17 protein-coding genes are annotated in these 17989 nt (G+C 58.0%); 5 read left to right on the plus strand and 12 right to left on the minus strand.

What is annotated here, in order from left to right; genetic code table 11:
• Positions 1–358: 358 nt before the first annotated feature.
• Positions 359–799, minus strand: coding sequence for a VirK family protein (locus QA642_RS41275; RefSeq protein WP_283081946.1), 441 nt, complete (start codon positions 797–799; stop codon positions 359–361).
• A gap of 1139 nt (positions 800–1938) precedes the next feature.
• Here QA642_RS41275 and QA642_RS41280 point away from each other — a divergent pair.
• From QA642_RS41280 to QA642_RS41295, 4 genes are all read left to right on the plus strand, one after another.
• A complete protein-coding gene (locus QA642_RS41280) occupies positions 1939–2286 on the plus strand; it encodes a hypothetical protein (protein ID WP_283081947.1) in 348 nt (115 codons plus the stop codon).
• 1990 nt (positions 2287–4276) lie between these two features.
• Positions 4277–4966, plus strand: a complete 690-nt coding sequence (locus tag QA642_RS41285) for a response regulator transcription factor (protein ID WP_283081948.1) — start codon at positions 4277–4279, stop codon at positions 4964–4966.
• Between the two features lie 69 nt (positions 4967–5035).
• Positions 5036–6448 (plus strand): type II and III secretion system protein family protein, encoded by a 1413-nt coding sequence (locus QA642_RS41290; protein ID WP_283087085.1) that lies wholly within the window; start codon positions 5036–5038, stop codon positions 6446–6448.
• A gap of 10 nt (positions 6449–6458) precedes the next feature.
• Positions 6459–7091, plus strand: a complete 633-nt coding sequence (locus QA642_RS41295) for a CpaD family pilus assembly lipoprotein (RefSeq protein ID WP_283081949.1) — start codon at positions 6459–6461, stop codon at positions 7089–7091.
• 196 nt (positions 7092–7287) lie between these two features.
• Here the strand turns inward: QA642_RS41295 and QA642_RS41300 are convergent, their stop codons facing one another.
• The 11 genes from QA642_RS41300 to QA642_RS41350 form a co-directional block, all read right to left on the minus strand.
• Positions 7288–8325 carry an EscU/YscU/HrcU family type III secretion system export apparatus switch protein gene (locus QA642_RS41300; protein WP_283081950.1) on the minus strand — a complete coding sequence of 346 codons (1038 nt, stop codon included), beginning with the start codon at positions 8323–8325 and terminating at the stop codon, positions 7288–7290.
• Positions 8322–9137 (minus strand): type III secretion system export apparatus subunit SctT, encoded by an 816-nt coding sequence (gene sctT, locus QA642_RS41305; RefSeq protein ID WP_283081951.1) that lies wholly within the window; start codon positions 9135–9137, stop codon positions 8322–8324. The genes QA642_RS41300 and sctT overlap by 4 nt, the downstream gene beginning before the upstream one ends.
• Positions 9138–9815: 678 nt before the next feature.
• Entirely contained in the window at positions 9816–10091 is a 276-nt protein-coding gene (locus QA642_RS41310) for a flagellar biosynthetic protein FliQ (protein ID WP_283081952.1), read from the minus strand.
• 1 nt (position 10092) lies between these two features.
• On the minus strand, positions 10093–10758 hold the full coding sequence (gene sctR, locus QA642_RS41315) for a type III secretion system export apparatus subunit SctR (protein WP_283081953.1): 666 nt from the start codon (positions 10756–10758) through the stop codon (positions 10093–10095).
• Complete coding sequence (gene sctQ / locus QA642_RS41320; protein WP_283081954.1) at positions 10751–11806, minus strand: type III secretion system cytoplasmic ring protein SctQ; 1056 nt, start codon at positions 11804–11806, stop codon at positions 10751–10753. Before sctQ ends, sctR begins: the two co-directional genes overlap by 8 nt.
• Before the next feature lie 57 nt (positions 11807–11863).
• Entirely contained in the window at positions 11864–12400 is a 537-nt protein-coding gene (locus QA642_RS41325; RefSeq protein ID WP_283081955.1) for a hypothetical protein, read from the minus strand.
• Positions 12376–13731: a type III secretion system ATPase SctN gene (sctN, locus tag QA642_RS41330; protein WP_283081956.1), complete on the minus strand. Its 1356-nt coding sequence runs from the start codon at positions 13729–13731 to the stop codon at positions 12376–12378. The genes QA642_RS41325 and sctN overlap by 25 nt, the downstream gene beginning before the upstream one ends.
• A 2-nt stretch (positions 13732–13733) precedes the next feature.
• Positions 13734–14351 (minus strand): type III secretion system stator protein SctL, encoded by a 618-nt coding sequence (sctL, locus tag QA642_RS41335; RefSeq protein ID WP_092218273.1) that lies wholly within the window; start codon positions 14349–14351, stop codon positions 13734–13736.
• Positions 14348–14968 carry a nodulation protein NolU gene (locus QA642_RS41340; RefSeq protein WP_283081957.1) on the minus strand — a complete coding sequence of 207 codons (621 nt, stop codon included), beginning with the start codon at positions 14966–14968 and terminating at the stop codon, positions 14348–14350. Before QA642_RS41340 ends, sctL begins: the two co-directional genes overlap by 4 nt.
• Before the next feature lie 19 nt (positions 14969–14987).
• Positions 14988–15827 carry a type III secretion inner membrane ring lipoprotein SctJ gene (gene sctJ, locus QA642_RS41345; RefSeq protein ID WP_283087086.1) on the minus strand — a complete coding sequence of 280 codons (840 nt, stop codon included), beginning with the start codon at positions 15825–15827 and terminating at the stop codon, positions 14988–14990.
• Positions 15828–15857: 30 nt separating this feature from the next.
• Positions 15858–16379 carry a nodulation protein NolB gene (locus QA642_RS41350; protein ID WP_283081958.1) on the minus strand — a complete coding sequence of 174 codons (522 nt, stop codon included), beginning with the start codon at positions 16377–16379 and terminating at the stop codon, positions 15858–15860.
• A 191-nt stretch (positions 16380–16570) separates the two neighbouring features.
• Between QA642_RS41350 and QA642_RS41355 the strand changes: the two genes are divergently transcribed.
• A complete protein-coding gene (locus QA642_RS41355) occupies positions 16571–17272 on the plus strand; it encodes a secretin N-terminal domain-containing protein (RefSeq protein ID WP_283081959.1) in 702 nt (233 codons plus the stop codon).
• Positions 17273–17989: the final 717 nt, after the last annotated feature.

Consider the following 17989-nt stretch of genomic DNA (forward strand, 5'->3'; position numbering starts at 1 on the left):
TCAAGTGAAGAACGCCAAAAGACGCGGCATGAAAGATACCGGCTCATCCTGAGCGGGCCGAGGGTCGAGCGAAATCATCGCGAGCCCGCCGCTTGATCGGCTTGTAAATACACTCCCAACAGGACCGCGGAGGGCGTGGGGACGTACCTTGCCCGCTCATCTGGAGCGTTCGACTGAGAAGCCGGGGCTCCAACCCATATGATGACATCCCGAACCGCCGATCCTCCAATCGCTGAGACGAATGGAGATCGACGGCCCTCACGCCCAACGTTGGTCAAACAGCAGCAACTTGGCGCAACTCGGATCCTTCACGATTCGGATCAACTCTTCGGAGCGCCCCTTTTCTCTGTGCTCTTCGTTACCAGATGAACTTTGCGCCATCCGGCAGTTCGCAGATGAATTCGCCTTGGTTCACAAGCTCGGCGGTTCCTACAACAAGCTTCGAAGCTCGCACCGTCAGCTTGCCTTCGCGGCTAAGGCTATGGCGGATGTACTCGGTCACGGCATGTCCAGAGGTGTCGACCGTTTGGTGAGCATTGGAGAAGCTGATTCCATTCTGGACCGTCACCCTGAATGCATTGATAACCAGACCGGCCTGCGTCTCCGATGCAGGTTTGCCGCCCTCCGCGGGGCTACAGTGGCTCATGTCCAGTATGAGCTTCACATTCTTCCCCGCCTGCAGGGCATTGAGCACCTCAGTGTATTTCGGCGAGGGCTCATCGGCTCTCGCCAGAGCGCTAGCGCTTGCGACCGAAAGCAAGGACAACAGGATCGTCAGTCCTTTGCCGGTGATCTTCATATGCTCTTCTCCCTCGATAAGTACTACAGCTTACCTTTTTCAAGATGTCGTGCTCGCGCGTTGTTTGGCTTTCATTCAGCAAGCGCGCTCGCCTGTACAAAAACAGCCTGCCGCAATCAGGCGCAAGTAGTTGCGACGGCTATTCCAACATCACAACCTCGTAGGTCAGGTTCTGGGGGCATTCGCCTTGCGGGCGTTGACAACGATTTGTTCGATGGTCGGCCGCTTGGAAACCACAAACGACGAGCGGTCGCGCTGGTCCACTCGGGCGCAATGAGCGAGGACATGCAGCCGTCACATCTGCAGGAGCAGACTTCTACGAAGGAAGCACTCGATCAGCCGCATGCGCTTGCGTGTCCCTCTTAGTCTGCAAGGACTGTCTGCTCTAGGCGACAGGTGAAGCGAACGCAGCGCGGCGGTCGAGGAACCCGGTCTCAGCTTAATCGATGTCAGCTTCTCGAAAGCTGCACCTGCAACAATCCACGCCGATAGGCGGCACTTCGAAGGGAGTAGAGAGATGAATGTTGATCCACAGAATGCCGCAGACAATTCGTTTGAGGTTCAGCGGCCGCACCACGTCGGTCGACAGCAGGACGAGCTTAGCGCCCAAACCATCGCAGCGAGACGTTCAGAAGACCAAGCAAACTTTGAGCAGCAGCTGAATGACTTGGCTCCAGATGACTTGGATTCGGTCTACCGCACCGCGGCGCCAGTCTCCCTCCTTAGCGGCAGATTCCGCGAGCGCCGCGCCCTCATCTGCGCCAAACGAGGCGATCTCGGAACCCAGTCGATATCCAGCCTCATCATACGTCAGTGGGCGCGCTCAGCTTGCCGCAACACTGACGGGTGCCACTCTTGAAGCACTTCGGAACGAGATCGAACTTGCCGCGCAACAGGCAGCACGTTGGTCATCGGCGACCGACGCTGCCATTGATCGAGATCGCGTATTCGACGACGTGGCGAGGTCGTCATATATCACACTGCGGCGTTTTCAGAATCAGGACACTGATTGCAAGCCGCACACGGAAGAAAACACGAGGGCAATATCTCATGTCCGCAACACGGCTCGAGATCATTCTTCCGTTGGAGATCCTCTGGAGCGGTATCCCCTGGACCGAGCCCGCCAGGCTGGTTGGCATATGCGGGGAAAGACTACAGTCTCAGCCTTCGTATCGTTAGTCGAGGATCCGTCAAAACTTGTCGCCTCTCGCGATCCGTGGGCGAGAGCGATTGCCAACAATGCGGACGCGCTACACACCTACACCGTACCGAAGACCACAATCTGGACGCCCGACGACGTGCTGAGTAGCATTGGGCTTGGAATGAACGCCGAGGATCAGGACACCATCGATGGAGATGTCGATTTGATGTGCTCACTGGGCAGAACGCCGACCCGGGAAACCGAGCGCCTGTTCCTTGGAGGCAATTTGGAAAGCTACCGCACCAGTAGTGAAGCAAATCCCTACAAGCGCGAGAGTAATGAGTAGATGGTCGATCGCACCATTTGGCAGGTTCGTTGGCGACCAAGCGCCACAACACCCTGCAACGAAGAAAAGCGGCGCATCAGCTCCGCCTCATGCAACAACAGACGGAGCGTAAGGGGGGCGACCGACGGCCCGATGAAGGCGCCGATCGAGCCGTATAGCGGTTGACAGTTCCGACGGAAGGTCAGGAGGACACCGATGTTGTCCCCTCGTCCCTTTCCGCTCGTTGAAGCATCGTGGCATCTTGGGTGCATTGTGTCGCGAGGCAGGAATTTATCAGCCGGCTTCAGGGGTTGGCAGGCGGATTTGGCGAGGTAAGCCGCCGAAAGCGCAGCATCCCTCGCGTTAGCTAACTCTTTCTGACAATAATCGCGCGTCAACCAACAGTGTTCGGCCGCGATGGCATCATACATTCACTCACCCGTAGCAAGCGGCGCTATGGCATTACAGCCGATCCGCAACCTGGATGCGTTCCATCAAAACAATCGATTTTGCCGAGCATGCCAAAAGGCCTCATAGTCGATCGAAATGTATGGAGACCGCATTCAAGATGACGTCTGGCAATCGATTCTCTCCTCAGTCGCCTACCAAACAACTTGGCTCGAGCGATCGGCAGTCTCGCGTCACATCGACGTCCCGCGCCCGCCCCGATTTTCCCACTAAATTGCCGAGTATGAGGCAGATCGGATTGGCCGATCTTTTGGCGTCATAGCCGAACGACTGCCTCTTCGCGCGCTTCAAGGCGTTATGGCGCTACGCTTGATTGGACAGACAAATGCTCACGACCTTGGACAGAGCGCGATTGACCTTCGCACAGCTCGACAGCATGGCCTCACTGTGTCGTCATTGCCTCACAAGGAGTCCGATGTTGATGGCGCCGATACAAAGAGCCCTTAAAGGCACTTGAATCTCACCCAGCGTCAGATTGTAGGAATTACGACAGTCTCGCGACAGACTCCACTCGCGTGAACTCTTCCTGACAGGTAGCGACAATTGCGAACGTCTCAGAACCTCGATGCTCGGCCGATACGGCTTGGGACACTTCTCGACTGCTCCGATTCAGATCTTGCATCGTTAATCTGCTTTGTGAACGCAAGACGAAGCGCGCTCTTCGCAGTCAGGCGAGGATCCAGCGCGCGAGAACAAGGCGAGCAATCGCCGTACCGATCACAGGCTGAGTCCAAGCTCGAGACTAGATCGTTCTTGCGCCGTTCAACCCGTCTGACGAAATTGAGCCGGCCTCACTGCCTCAGACAATGCGCGACAGCAATGCCAGGCTCAATTTGTTCTTCCTTGGCAGCCTTCGCTCGGCTGGCGCGGAGAAGATCTTGGAAGTAACCGAGCTTCAGGACGGTTGACATCATGTTTGGCCATTATCACCGGCTGGCGAGACAATGTCTAACCCGCCCATGGGCGTGTTGAGCGTTTCATCGCTCTTGGCCTTTTACAGCCTGTCGTCCGCCGCATAGCGCGTAAACTGTCTTAGACGCGGAAAACTTGTATCGTAGTGACTTGACGACACTACGGGCTCAACAGCCTTGCAGGACTGACCGCGGATCAAGACGATTTGGGAGTTCCAATGTCGGTTTCGCAAGTCCGTTCGGCGGCAAATACAGCCGCTCTCGCCTGCGCCTTCCTTTCACTCCGCGAGTTTGGCGCGATCGCCACTGCAGGCGTTCGCGTAATGCATGCAGCCATCGCTATGTTTAGCCCGCAGATGAATCAGCACATCGCCAGGGCTCTCGTCCTCGTGAGAGATTGCCGATCACTTGCCGGCGTAAAGGAGATTTTGAGCCCCGCCGCGGGCTGGAACCATCCGCCGCAGGCCTCGCCTATCCGCCGACGGCGGACGTGCACTGCCTGCCAACAGGCTCTTGCGTATCGCGCACGGGTTTTCGAATTCACGCCAAAGCGGCATCCTCTGGGTTCCGCCGATCGTCATGGTCAAGCGTGACACGCTCAAGTCCTGCCAAGGATGGAGGAGAGGCGATGAATGCGAATTCTCCTGGTTGATCATCATGCGGACTTTGGCCGCGCCGTGAAGGAAACGCTGCTGAATTGCGGGTTCGCCGTCGACGTGACGCGAACGCTGGATGAGGCGTCGGCCGCGTTGGATTGCGCGAACTACCACATGATACTGCTCGACTCCTTCTTGCCCGATGGAGATGGTTTGGACTGGTTGAAGCAGTTGCGGCGCGAAGGACGATCAATGCCGACTATAATGATGAGCAATCTCAATGATCTCAGTCGGCGGATTGCGATCTTCAACGCCGGAGCGGATGATTTTCTGCCCAAACCCGTTTCTATCGACGAGCTCGTTGCTCGCATGCGAGCTATTCTGCGACGATCAACGCAGATGATGGCGCCGGTGGTGACATTCGGGAATCTGCATTTCGATCCGATCGCGAGACAAGTCTCCGTCGGTGGACGAGTACTGAGAATTGCGCGCCGCGAAGTGTGCATTCTTGAACATTTGCTCAACCGCGCGGGCCGTACCGTGCCGCGCGCATCGCTCGAAGAAAGCTTGTATGCATTTGACGACGAGGTCTCGACCAATGCGCTGGAAGTCGGGATTTATCGCCTGCGCACGCATTTGAGCCAGGCGGGTGCAACGCTCAGGATCAAGACCGCGCGCGGTGTCGGTTACACCCTTGAACTCGTTGGCGCAGCATCGGCTGCCTAGCCGATCGAACTTGAAAGCAGCACTTCCTTGAACTTCGTCAACAATGACGCCGGCGCTGATGGACCGTCGATGGTCGCCAGCGGCTCGCATTATGCCGCTTTTCCCCGCCTCTGCTACGCCCTGTGCGCAGTTGCTCTGCTACTTCCGCTTGCTGCCGCGGCTCAGGCAAAGCGAGATGGCAAAGGAGAACCGCCACGAGCCGCGCCTGGCAGCACCACCGGCACGCTCAACCTTACCTCCTCACAGGGAAAGACAGTTCATCTGACCGGACCGGCTGCGAGCATTTTTATTGCCGACCCTGCCATTGCGGATTATCAGGCGCCGTCGAACACCACGATTTTCGTGTTTGGCAAAAAGTCGGGACGGACTAGCCTGTTCGCCCTAAACGACAATGGGGAGGCTCTCGCCGAGCTGCGTGTTGTCGTCACCCAACCGATCGAGGATCTGCGGGCCGCGCTGAAGGCCGAGGTCGGCGACTATCCGATTCAGGTCAGCTATACCCCGCGCGGCGCGATCCTTAGCGGTACGGCGCCTAATGCCGAGGTCGTCGAGACCGCCAGGAAGGTCACTGAGCAGTTTCTTGGGGCTGGCGCGCTGGTTGTCAACAAGATCCAGGTCGCCGGCTCATTACAGGTGAATCTCAGCGTACGGGTGGCAGAGGTCTCCCGCATCGCCGCCAAGGATCTCAACATCAACTTCACCGCCTTGAGCCCAAACGGCGCTTTCCTTGTCACCGGCAAAGGGGGAGGGTCCGGCGCAGCCGGCGGCGGCGGCACGATCGGGATTGGATTTAGCGCCGGCAACACCAACTTGAGCGCTGTTCTGGACGCTCTCGCAAGCGAGCACCTCGCCTCAATCCTGGCTGAGCCGAATCTGACGGCGATGTCCGGCGAAGCCGCAAGCTTCCTCGCCGGCGGCGAATTCCCTATTCCGGTGATGCAGGATAACCGGCAGGTTTCGGTCCAATTTCGCCAGTTCGGCGTGAGCCTCGAGTTCGTTCCAACGGTTCTCAACAATAATCAGATCAATGTCCGTGTGAAGCCCGAAGTCAGCGAACTGTCGAGCGAAGGCGAAGTCAAAATCAATGGCATGGCGGTCCCTGCCCTCTCCACTCGGCGGGCGAGCACCGTCGTCGAGCTCGCCAGCGGTCAGAGCTTTGCAATCGGCGGCCTCATCAGGCGCAACTTCAACACTGATATCGGCGAGTTTCCCTGGCTCGGCGATGTGCCGATCCTGGGCGCGCTTTTTCGCTCCTCATCGTTTCAAAAACGTGAAACCGAGTTGGTCATTATTGTCACGCCCTACATCGTGCGGCCCGGACCGAATCCGAACCGGATGAGTGCGCCGAGCGACCGCATCTCACCGCCCTCAGACGCGGGGCGGATTTTGACGAACACGGTCGCCCGGCCGCCGCGAGAGCGCGATGCGCCTCGCGCCAGCGCACCAGGATCGACCGGCAGCGCGGGCTTTATTATCGAATGAGGATCGCCAAATGACTTTGCGACATCTGTGCTACCCGATCGTTATTGGAACAACATTGGGGGGCTGCGCAAATACTGCCTCGATCCAGCCCGGGCCGGCTGACCAAGAGATCCAGGTCGAGCAGAAGAGTAACGTGCTGTTCCTGCAGAGCCTTCGTGGCCCCGAACGGCATCGGCTGCGAAGCTTTATTGCAGCGACCAGTCGCGGCCGGCTGGATGCCCTCCATGTGGGTGTCATCGGCCCGCCCAGACTCATTGCACAGGTGGCCCACGAGGCTCGCGCCATGGGCGTTGCCACCTACAACATCCGCCTGTCCGCTTCTCGTGTGGATTTGCCGGCTCGTTCCGGGGTGAGGATCGAAGCGATCACTTTCGATGCCCATCCACCGGTCTGCCCCTCGCTCTCCATCGTCGGTCCTACGGTGAACGAGAATTCGTTCAATCCAACCCTTGGCTGCTCAGTCCGGAATAACCTTGCGGTCATGGTCAATGAACCTGGCGACTTGTTAGGCAATGGCGCTGTCATGCCGACCAGTGGTGATCGTGCAGTGCTTCCCATCACCGCACGTGGGGCCACGTCGGGGGACAACAGGAGCAATTTGGAGGATGAAACGCATAACAGGGTTGCGCCAGAAACCCAATAAGCGGCTCGTAAGACCCGAGCAGCATGAACGTCGGTTGGCCATTCTTGTCCATATCAGTCTTGGAATCGGCCGACGAGCCTCCGGGAATCCAATCTTTGCTCGATCCTTTTCTTGGGATCGTGCAGCTTACAGATCAGGTTTTGGGACAGTTGGATCGTTGACCAAAGATTTGAGCGCATCGCTGTTTTGTGCGACGCTAAACTAGGCCGGCGGCAAAGACTGCCTTTGCAACCCTCTCGAAACACTCCATCGGAACGGCCTTGCCCATCGCACCTTTTCGGATCAGCTGACGCGCCAACACATGATCCTCGACAATGCTCAGACGTTGGGCGCGCGCCTCCGCCAGTAACTGTGAAGCCGTTTCGCCCTCGCCGCGGCACACCAGTACTGGGACGCCGGTCTCGCCCCGAACGTAGCGCAGCCCAATCAATGTCGCTCGCCCCGTCAGTATCAATGTCGCCCGATGGATGCCGAGCGGAGACTCGTTCGCCGACTCCCGACGGAGCCTACGGTGTTCACCCTTGATCTGCGGATTACCATCCTGTTCCTTGGACTCGCGCTTGGCTTCGCTCTGCGTCATGCGCATGTCGCGCAAGAACAACCAACGCTGAATGAGCAGATCGGCCAAGCCGCCAATCAGAAGAGCGCCGGCAGCAATCGCGATCAGCACTTTGAGCTCTTTAAAGACAAAACCAAAGCAGCTCAAATCGCACACAGGCAAGTATACCAGTGCCCTCCAACTTGCGAGCACAGTGAAAACGAACGCGGCGCCAAGAACCAAAACTTTGACAATAGACTTTCCAAGCTCGACAACCGACCGCTGGGAGACAATCCGCTTCAGCCCTTTGACGGGATCCAATTTCTCAAAGCTGGGTTTAAGCGGCTCAACCGAAATCGTCAGCCCCCCGCCGGCCAAGACACCGGCCAGAATCGCCGCGACAACCGCCGCACCTAGGATGGGAGCCGCGGCTGTTATAGAAAGGTCCATAAATCCGACCAGCGCCTGCCGGGCCGCACTGTTGAAGGGCTGTTCCTGCAGCTTGTCGGTGAGCCGCACGGCTTCGCGCCATCCGTCTTCGATCGAGCTGGCCCTGAAGCACAGGCAACCGAAACCAGCGCAAAGGCTTGCCGCGGTAACAAAGTCGGCGCTGCGCGGGCTCTGCCCCTTCTTACGCGCGTCTCTCAGCTTCTTGTGACTTGGTGGAAGGTTTTTCTCTTCGCTCGTGTCGTTCATTTCAAGAACTTCTCGAGCCACTCCAGCACGCCGTTGAACCGAATGATCTCTGCTCCCATATATTCGATGAGGAAGACGGCGTAGCTGACCACAATAATGCCAAAGGCGGCATTCTTGATGGTCGGAGAGAGATCGTTCAGCTTGATTTGCGGCGCAAAGCGCCCGAGCAGCATGAGGGATACGTCAATCAGAAGCAGCAGAGCCAGCACGGGCCCGGCGACCACAAGAGTCGTATGCATGATATGGTCGAGAAGCCCGATAAACTCCATTGCCCCTTGCTGGGTCAGAGGAGGTAGCAGCCGATACACGGGCCAGATCAGATAACTTCCATAGAGGCATCTGACCATGGTCTGCAGACCTCCTGATACAACGAAGATCGTAACCGCGGCAGTCCCGAGAAAGAGCCCCATCGCGGCGGTTTGACTGCGTGTCGCAGGATCGTCCAGCTGGCTGGAGATGCCGCGCTGGGTATCAATGATGTCACCAACGGCCTGGATGCTCCAAAGTGGTATACTAAGCAGAAAACCAAACAGCAGGCCGATAAATATCTCCTTCAAACCGAGGAGCGAGACCGCAACCATACGGGTGCCCGGATCTAGTGTCTGCAAGCCGTTCCTGATCTGCATCAAGCAAGGCAATCCAATCACAATCGTCGCGCTTGCGCGGATAATCCCGCCAATGTGCGGTCGCGTGAATACCGGAAGAACCAGCATAATGCCGAGGGCCCGGGCCGCGCCAAGACCGGCCGCAACGACGAACTCGACAGCAGTCTGAATCAGAGCTTGCGTCTCGGTGGGTGACAAGGCATCCATTTGAGCTCAGCTCGTCGCGCCTTCAGCCAATGCAACCGTCGCACTCACGTCGCCATGATGTGAGACGTCAAGAACTCTGCAGATCTCGTGTCCCAGCGGTTGCAGAGCGACAGGCCTCCCAGGGCAGATGACTTCGGCTTCAACTATCCATATGACTACCGCCATCCGGCGCAGAGGTATGGCCATTCGATGAGAGCACCCGCGAAATCGCGCGCGGCCTACAAGCCACGCTTCTTCCGCTCTCACCGGCCGCAGCGCGGTTTGGAGATCTGAGGGCCAATTTCGCAGTCTATGGAGATCGGTCTCGAGCGGCACCTTCATTCGCAGGCTCATTCACCAGAATGCCAGAAACTTGGGGCCGCTTGCAATCAAAGCGGTTGCCCGTTCACTTGTGTCGACAACTCGCCAGGCTGTGCATCGAGGACCAGGTCTCAGCAGGTAATTCCATTACATCGTAAGCACACCTGAATCGAACGGATAGACATTCTAAATGGAGTCATCCTTCCTCCGAATACGGCGGGCTCATAGAGCCGAACAGGACAGTTCGGATGTCTATCCGTCTCATAATAGTGAGGCGAACTTTCGATAAGATGACGAACTCGCCTTTTGTGGTTCGCAATGAAGGCCAACAAACGAGACGCTAAGCTGAAACGTAGACAGGCTTGCGTTCCGCGCGCACTAATACCTCGCTGTGAGCGCGGGGAACTCAGTAAAGATACGCTGGGCTTGCTCGATCAGGGGCGCGCTCAGCACCGGAGCAAACAGAACGAGCACGGCGACGACGACGAGGAGCTTCACGGTAAGCGGCAAGGTTTGATCCTGGAGCTGGGTTGCTGCCTGCACGATGCCAATACCCAATCCGGCCACGAGGGCTGCCAGAAGCGGCGGTAGAACCCAGATCATGAACAGGACTAATGATCGGCTCAGGTGGGTGAGAATGCTGGCCTCCTCCATCTCACCCCCCCGGGGATGCGTAGCTTAAGACCAATCCGTGCATGAGCCGCGACCAGCCGTCGATTGTGACGAACAGAAAGAGCTTGAAAGGAACGGATATCATTGTTGGTGATACCATTGACATGCCCATGGCCATCAGAATTGTCGTCACAATCAGGTCGATCGTGATGAACGGAAGATAGAGAAGGAAACCGATTTCAAACGCACGCTTAAGCTCCGAGATCAAAAAAGACGGCACGAGGATCGCAAAATCGTCGGCTGTTGCGTTGGCGCGCATCTCCTCCGACCAGATATGTTCCGTCGACGACAAGAAGAACGTGCGCTGCTCCTCAGTGGTGAACTTTTTGAGATGGGCGCGCAGCGGCTCGCTGCCTTCCTTGGCGGCGGTCAACCAGTCATCGGCGGTTTGGTAACGAAGTTGCGTATCGGTCACGCGGTTGTAGGTTTGCTCGAATACTGGGGCCCCTATGAACACGGTAAGGATCAATGCAGCACCATACAAAACGATGTTCGGTGGTATGGACTGAGTGCCGAGCGCGTTGCGGATCAGGAAGAGAACGACGGAAACCTTGATGAACGCCGTTGTTGTGACAACTGCGAACCCCAGCAGGCCAAGACCGGCGGTCGCCGCAACAAGCGCAAGGATGCTCGGTTGAATGTCAACCATTGGGCGCCAACTTGCTCAGTAGCCGGATGCCCAACGCTTCACCGACACGTACAATGTCGCCGCGGCCGATCAATTGACCATTGGCAACAATGTCGACCGGACCGTCCACCGGCCGGCCAAGCTCGAACACGTGCCCCTCGTTGATGCTTCTCAACGTACCCAGCGTGATGGGCCAGCGGCCGCATTCGAACACAAGCGTGATCTCAACACTGTCGATGTCGGCTTCCGAGGGCGGGATTGCTTGTTCAGCTTGGGGGCGTATCGTCATATTTGCATACCTTAGAGGATGGGACTGCAGGCGGAATGGTCCCCGAAGGATAAGTCTGTCGCCCGCCACCTGCGCCGGCGCCCACAACTTGTCCGCAGCGAGGATGAGCTGGTCATGGGCAAAGGGAATGACCTCGGGCAGCAGTGCGTCGCCGGGCTGTGCTTGGCGAAGAAGCTTGATGGGCGCGCGCAGCGAGCCGATCTCTCTCGCAATTACGACCGGCAATTCCGAAGAAATCTTACCTAAATCTCGCGGTAATTGGCCGATCAACTCGCCTAAGACACGAAACGCAGACGGTACCCGACCGTCAAGAGGCGCGAACAAGAACAGGCGAGCCTTGGCCGCCAGCGGCCCGAAAGTAACGTCGAACTCCAAATAGGGGTCTTTGGCCGTTGTGTCTTCGACGCGGATCAGCTGCAAATTCCGCGCGAGCACGATCTCTAATGCAGCGAGCCAAGGTTCCAGTGCAAGTTCGAGAAGGAGCGAGCGAGTTGGGTCGGAAGGTATAGTAAGGCCATGCTGGACAGTTGAAATCAGTGCCTCGACGAGAAGGCGGGGCAAGGACAACACAGCGGTCTCGCCTTCGGCGCAAAATACGCAGTCGAGCACCGACGTGGCATATGGCTCGGCCTGCCAAACAAGCCGGCTCACACGGATCGATAGCGGCTTATCGCCAATGCGGCTCTGCAGAACCGTGCGCGGTGCGGCGGTCTCGTTGAGCCAGGAGACCACTTCATGCGACAGCTTTGCCGCTGGCTGATATAGTGCGGGTTCACCCATGGCATTTATCGACAGGTTCCGCGGGCGCAGCTCGCGAGTTGATAAGAGAACCAGCCATTAGTTCGAGTCATCGACCGTCTGGCTACGCGAACCACCCTGATATCGGAGCAAAACCTCATCGTCGGCATCGATTTCGGCTGCAAACTCCGAACGGACAGCGGTAGTGCGCTGGACATCGCCCTCAATCTCCTGCCATTTCTGGCTCGCCGCCGAACGCTTGGCCCACATGGTCCGCGCCTCATTCACCGCCCGCTGGGCCTGCTCATGCGCGATGCGCGCCTGCTCACGCGCCTGGCGTGCCGATTCGATCTCTGCTGCCAGCCGCCCAAGGACGAGTTGACAGCGACGATCGAGCTCGGTCACGGACATCATCTCGAGCGACGCCAGCTCCTGATAAAGTTCAACTTCGGCCTTGGCGCGACGATCCTCCGCGCCTTTAAGATTCTCAGACGCTCGCTGCAGCGCTGCGACCGCAATTTGGCGCCTGGCTTCCATGTTCGACAATTCACGAAGCGCGCTTCGCTCTCTCATGTCTTTCACCAGCCGCAATTTCGACGCTTGCACGAGATTCAGGCCGTCAGACGCGACATCCATGAAACGGTCTCCTCAAAGCTCGACGGCTCGTCCTGTGCCTGGCGCAAGAATGCGCGCAGTTCCTCGATTGACTCGATTGCCCGATCAGTCAGTGGATCGTTGCCCGGCTTGTATTCACCGACCTTGATCAGGAACTCAGCCTCATTGTAGCGCGAGAGCAGATCGCGGAATGCGGATGCCGCCTTGCGATGTGGACCAGAGGCGACCGCATCCATGACACGACTTCGGCTCGACAGCACGTCGATGGCGGGAAAATGCTCTCGGGAGGCCAGTGCGCGCGAAAGAATGATATGACCGTCGAGAATGCCGCGCGACTCTTCGGCGATCGGATCGCCCGTGCCGTCACCTTCGACAAGCACGGTATAAAATGCCGTGATCGAGCCCCGCTCGCCCATACCGGCTCGCTCCAACAGACCAGGAAGCAGCGCAAAGACGGAAGGAGGAAAGCCGCGCCGGGTGGGAGGTTCTCCGGCGGCAAGGCCGATTTCGCGCATCGCACGGCTAAAGCGGGTCAGCGAATCCATCATCAGAACGACCTGCAGCCCTTGATCACGAAAATACTCGGCGAGTGCGGTCGCCATATGAGCGCATTGCGCCCGCTCCATTGCCGATCGATCGGATGTCTCAACGACAACGATCGTGCGAGCGAGGGCATCTCCAAGATGACGTTCGATGAATTCACGCACCTCGCGCCCACGCTCCCCTATGAGAGCAACCACGGTGACATCGGCGGCCGCGCCTTTTACAATTTGCGACATCAGCGTCGACTTACCGCAACCGGCATCTCCATAGATTCCGATGCGCTGACCTTCGCCACACGTCAGAAGTCCATCCAGAACGCGAACGCCGAGCGGAAACGGCTGCTCGATGCCACGCCGCCTCATCGGGTTCGGCGCCTTGCCGCGGAGCGGACAAGTGTGGACCGTCCTTATCGGCCCCTTGCCATCGAGTGGACGGCCGAAGCTATCGATCACGCGGCCGAGCAGGCCGGGCCCGACTGACACTTCCTGCATGCGCCCTGTTGGGAGCACTTCCGCGCGGTGGGACAAGCCTACCATATCGCCAATGGGCGTCAGCAAAACCCCGTCCGGCAGCAAACCGATGACTTCCGCTTCAAGTGACCATCCGGAAGCGTGATCCTGCAATAGGCAAAGTTCTCCAACACGGGCCCCTGGCAACACGGCATGGAGCAAGGTGCCGATCGCACGCGTGATCCGTCCCCGCACGGCACGCGTATCGACCTCCTTTGCTGCGAATCTCAGAGATGCTATCGTCGCATGCACATCTCCTTCTCCGCCGGCTTGATCATGGCCTGATTGTTGCGTCGTCACGGTTAGCTTTCCTGAGAAGATGGATCAAGGCCGAGACGCAATGTGCGGAGCTGCGCGGCAAGTCCTAAATCGACACTGCCGAACTCACTCCACAGAACGCACTGGTCCGGCCCCACGGCAGGGTCCGGATCGATTCTGACTTTCGGCCGACTATTCGTTCCATCGAACGCCAGGAATTCATGTCTTAGTGCATCAGCGTTCACAGGAGACACGTGAAGGCATATTTCTGCGCTGCCATATCTTTTCTCGACAGCGTGACGAACGGTTCTTACCAACATCTCACCCGGATCAAAGGAGCCCAACAAATCGGTCAATATCTCAATGACGAGCTGTGGTAACTCCTGTTGCAGAACGGCTTTTCGCCCGGCCACATCGGAAGCAGCTCGGGCAATCAGCTGTGCCATTTCGTCCGAGCCTGACCTTAGACCCTCGCAGTGCCCGCGCTCCCGCTCCTGCTGATAGGCCTTCCTTGCCCAACTGCGAACCTGCCGAAGGTATCGCTCGGCTAGCGCGCGCGTCTGCACCGCATCGTACCAGATGCCAAGTTCCGCGGCTGGTATGAGCGGACCGAGCGGCCGAATCTGCGGGCTATATGGCAAGACTGTTTCATTGGCCGTCATGCCGCTGGCTCCTGCGTGGCCAAGTGGGCCACCACCAAAGACAGTAACTGACCCGCTGAGTTGTGGTGTTCGGCTGCTGGAGATTCGGCGGTGGTCCCCACAGGTAAGCGGAGAAGAACGCGCACACGGTCAAGTTCTGATGCGTCCTTGAGCCAAGCGCCAAGGCAGGCAAATCCGTCATTCTCAATCTGGCTCGCGAGCTTCTGCGAATCGTCAATCGATGTGGTTGCGACGGCGCTGGATAAGTGTCGGATTGCGAAAGCATGTGCTTCGGCACCAATGTTTTCGATCAGAATCGCTACATCATGCCTTGACACAAGCTTCAGCACCGAACGGGCATGCCAGATACTGCCAGCGAGCAGCGCCGCCCGACGCGGCTCATGCCCGAGCAGAACGTCCCTACCCCAGTCGGTTCCGCTCGAAACCAGCTCACAACCTAGCAGCAATTCGACCAGTCTTTGCTGCAGTCTAGGAGACTTCTGCAACTGCAGCACTGTGGCGTCCGACAGAAGCCCATCAAGATGGCCGGCAAACCGGCTGGGATGGATCAAAGCGGCAAGCTCGCGCAGGCGATCGGAATGCGGGTTGAGTGAATAAGTTGGGTTAGTGGATGCCATCGATACGGACCTGCTGCCGCTATTTCGGATCGGAGGAGAGCTTTTTGCAGGCGGACTGGCCCGCTGGCTTGCTGGCATCTCTGCCGAAACTTGTCACTTTGAGCCAGGATTGACGAAGCTGTCGCCCACGTGTGCTCAGCAGCACGTAAGATAGAATGCCCAACGCGGCGAGCCCACCTCCTGCACCAATCGCAATGTGGGCTGCAATGAACTTGGTTGGTTCGGTGGAAGCTGCCGCTGGCACAACGGAGACCTCATGCTGAGCCCGCTCAACCGGCACGAACACGACCGCCACCTTGTCGTATGATAGACCTTCGATGCTGTTGGCGACGAGCATCTTGATCTGCGGCAGCAAGGCTGAGAGCTTCGCATTCGAGGCGTATCGAATGAACACCGACGCCGAAGACGGGGTTGCATCCTGTCGTAAAAGATCATTCTTCGGCAGAACGACATGAACACGGGCGGAGAGAACCCCATCGATATCGTTGATCGTGCGCGACAATTCTTCACTGAGAGCATAGACGTAGCGGGCTCGCTCCTCAACCGGAGAGGCAACGAGGCCCGCCCCCTTGAACACCTCACCAAGGCTCTTGAAGGGTTGGCGCGGCAAGCCCTGGTTATTCAGAAGCTCGATTGAGTAGGCGAGCTGCTTTTCTTCCACCTGAATTGTGCTGGTCCCATCCTTACCGACAACACGGACGGCATCGACGCCCTTGCTCAGGAGCAGCCCAAGCATCTCGTTGGCTTCGCGTTCTTGAACTTTGGTATACAGATCAGCTTTGCAACCGGCGAGGGTCAGCAAAAGCGGCAACAGGACGAGAGCATGAAGCCGCTTTCTTGCGGGACAGCCGTTACCGATCTTGTCTTTCGTCAAGACAGCCAATGGCCCTCAGCCCGCCGATAGAAGCTTGTTCAGAGATGAACTGACAGCACCTGTCCCCTTGGAGACGAGCGAAACCTGGATAACGCCGTTGTAAACATCCCGCAGATTCGCCAGCGCCGAATCGAAATGATCCGCACCTTCCGGTTTCCCCGCCGGATGTACCTCAACTTGCTGCACACGCAAGACTGGCTGCGCTGCCGGCCCAAGCTGGAAACCCTTGGTAGGATCAGGCTCGCCGACGAGCGTCGGCGAAACTGCACCCGACGGAAATGGTTTGCCCTGATGGATAGCAGAAATGCTCTGAAGGACACGATCGCCGAGCGGGCTCGGCGACATGACTGCGCGCGGTACTTCCGGCAGCAATGGAGCTGGCGCGCGCTCGCTCACAGAAGAGGCGGCACCTTGGTTCGAGGCCGCCTGCGCAAGACTCTCATCAAACTGGGCGTGTGCCGGCGAACAGCCGTTGGAGGCACACTCGACGGAGTTGACAGGGGTCGGCGTAATGCCAAACAACATGGAGGAAATCATTTCTGTCACGTAGTGAGGTGAGCCATCAGTTCACACGAACGGGCCGGCACCTTAGAGAAGCAAGCTGACCAAAAACTGACGAGCAGCTGTCATCTAATGATCACGGTCAGCTCCCAATTTTCGACGAGGCAGCGGCTTCCAAATTTTGGGACGAATTCCAGTGCTTGTTCTCAAGCGAAAAAATAGCAGGAATGCTCATTCCATCTACAAGGCGGCACATCTTGAAGAAACTTCTCTATGCTGGTGTTTTCATTTGCTTGGGCGTCGTCGAGGCGCTCGGCGCTCCCCTGGCGCTGCCATCGACGCCTTATAGTTACACAGTTCTGGATCAGGACCTTGCGGCCGCACTGCAGGAATTCGGCAACAACCTAAACATCAGAGTCAATGTCAGCGCCGGGGTGAAGGGGCGGATTCGCGGGCGAATGTCCGATCTCCCACCGCGAGAGTTCCTCGAACGGTTGATCAATCTCTACAATCTTCAATGGTACTACGATGGGATGGTGCTCTATGTATCCGCCGCGCATGAGGCGCAAAGCCGCCTTTTGGTCTTGAGTCCGATCAGCTTCGATGCGTTCAAGGCGGCACTCGATGCGCTCAACATCTCCGACGAGCGTTACATCGTGAGAGCCGTACCGGGAGATGGCCTCGTCTTCGCCTCTGGTCCACCCCGCTTTGTCGCGCTTGTGGAGCAAACACTCAAAGGACTTGCGGCGGAGGCACAGGCACGGCGAAACCCGAGCGGTGACGAAAAGCCACGGCACGAGTCGGTCTTGATGCTGTTTCGGGGATCCTCCAGCGTGGTCGTTCGCGAAGGACGACCGAATGACGCTCCTTCGCCGGAGGCACCACATCAAGACGGCAGGGTCCACCTACCCGACGCAGGCAAGAAATGACCTCACGACAACAGATCGCCTACGAAGACGTGCAATGCGTCTGTTTATGCCCTCTCTCAGCTTTACGAAAGCTACTGCTGCCATTGTCAGAGTGCGGATATGTAGATGGCCGATGCCGCGGGGCGCCGCAATAAACGCCCCGGCCGGAGCCGCGGATGTGAACCAGAGTCCTGGCCGGCAGCATCGGTGACCGTGCTTTGCCGCTTTAGCACCTCGTGCGAGCTTTTGAACAACTCTACGAACTCTGCCATGCAAAGGAGCTTCGTCGCAAAAGAATGAAAGCCCCTCCGTTGTCCAAAAGGAGGAGCAGCATGGAGTTCAACGCGCTAAGCCCGGTGGACAACAGTCCAGCGTCCCACTCGTCCTCGTCGCCCGCCTGTCCGAGAGAGTCGCATTGATAAAATACCCGAATACAGCCAGGATCTAATTTGGCAGGAACTCGGAGGCAGATTATCGCGTGTCGAGCTATCATTGAGCGGCGGCGAGCGGACCAATTCCCAACAGCCGATCGCTCAGCACCGCGTGGACGCCTCCGATTTCGGCCACGATCCGGGTCACCTCACGCCGGACCGTCTCAAGCGGAGCTCGCGTTGCCGGCACAGGTTGCTCCGCCGGAACTTGGAGATTTCGAAATGCTAAAAAGCCGCGATCTCATACCGACCAGGGCTGCCCGGACAACCATGTTCACCAACCTGGGTGTGCCTCACGGGGCGGAAT

Origin of the sequence: Bradyrhizobium sp. CB2312 (genome assembly GCF_029714425.1) — a bacterium.
GTDB lineage: Bacteria > Pseudomonadota > Alphaproteobacteria > Rhizobiales > Xanthobacteraceae > Bradyrhizobium.

Excerpts from the sequence above, each read along its gene's own strand:
- QA642_RS41275 (WP_283081946.1), bottom strand. The coding sequence starts at position 799 with ATGAAGATCACCGGCAAAGGACTGACGATCCTGTTGTCCTTGCTTTCG.
- QA642_RS41280 (WP_283081947.1), top strand. The coding sequence starts at position 1,939 with ATGCGGGGAAAGACTACAGTCTCAGCCTTCGTATCGTTAGTCGAGGAT.
- QA642_RS41285 (WP_283081948.1), top strand. The coding sequence starts at position 4,277 with ATGCGAATTCTCCTGGTTGATCATCATGCGGACTTTGGCCGCGCCGTG.
- QA642_RS41290 (WP_283087085.1), top strand. The coding sequence starts at position 5,036 with ATGGTCGCCAGCGGCTCGCATTATGCCGCTTTTCCCCGCCTCTGCTAC.
- QA642_RS41295 (WP_283081949.1), top strand. The coding sequence starts at position 6,459 with ATGACTTTGCGACATCTGTGCTACCCGATCGTTATTGGAACAACATTG.
- QA642_RS41300 (WP_283081950.1), bottom strand. The coding sequence starts at position 8,325 with ATGAACGACACGAGCGAAGAGAAAAACCTTCCACCAAGTCACAAGAAG.
- sctT (WP_283081951.1), bottom strand. The coding sequence starts at position 9,137 with ATGGATGCCTTGTCACCCACCGAGACGCAAGCTCTGATTCAGACTGCT.
- QA642_RS41310 (WP_283081952.1), bottom strand. The coding sequence starts at position 10,091 with ATGGAGGAGGCCAGCATTCTCACCCACCTGAGCCGATCATTAGTCCTG.
- sctR (WP_283081953.1), bottom strand. The coding sequence starts at position 10,758 with ATGGTTGACATTCAACCGAGCATCCTTGCGCTTGTTGCGGCGACCGCC.
- sctQ (WP_283081954.1), bottom strand. The coding sequence starts at position 11,806 with ATGGGTGAACCCGCACTATATCAGCCAGCGGCAAAGCTGTCGCATGAA.
- QA642_RS41325 (WP_283081955.1), bottom strand. The coding sequence starts at position 12,400 with ATGGATGTCGCGTCTGACGGCCTGAATCTCGTGCAAGCGTCGAAATTG.
- sctL (WP_092218273.1), bottom strand. The coding sequence starts at position 14,351 with ATGACGGCCAATGAAACAGTCTTGCCATATAGCCCGCAGATTCGGCCG.
- QA642_RS41340 (WP_283081957.1), bottom strand. The coding sequence starts at position 14,968 with ATGGCATCCACTAACCCAACTTATTCACTCAACCCGCATTCCGATCGC.
- QA642_RS41350 (WP_283081958.1), bottom strand. The coding sequence starts at position 16,379 with ATGATTTCCTCCATGTTGTTTGGCATTACGCCGACCCCTGTCAACTCC.
- QA642_RS41355 (WP_283081959.1), top strand. The coding sequence starts at position 16,571 with ATGCTCATTCCATCTACAAGGCGGCACATCTTGAAGAAACTTCTCTAT.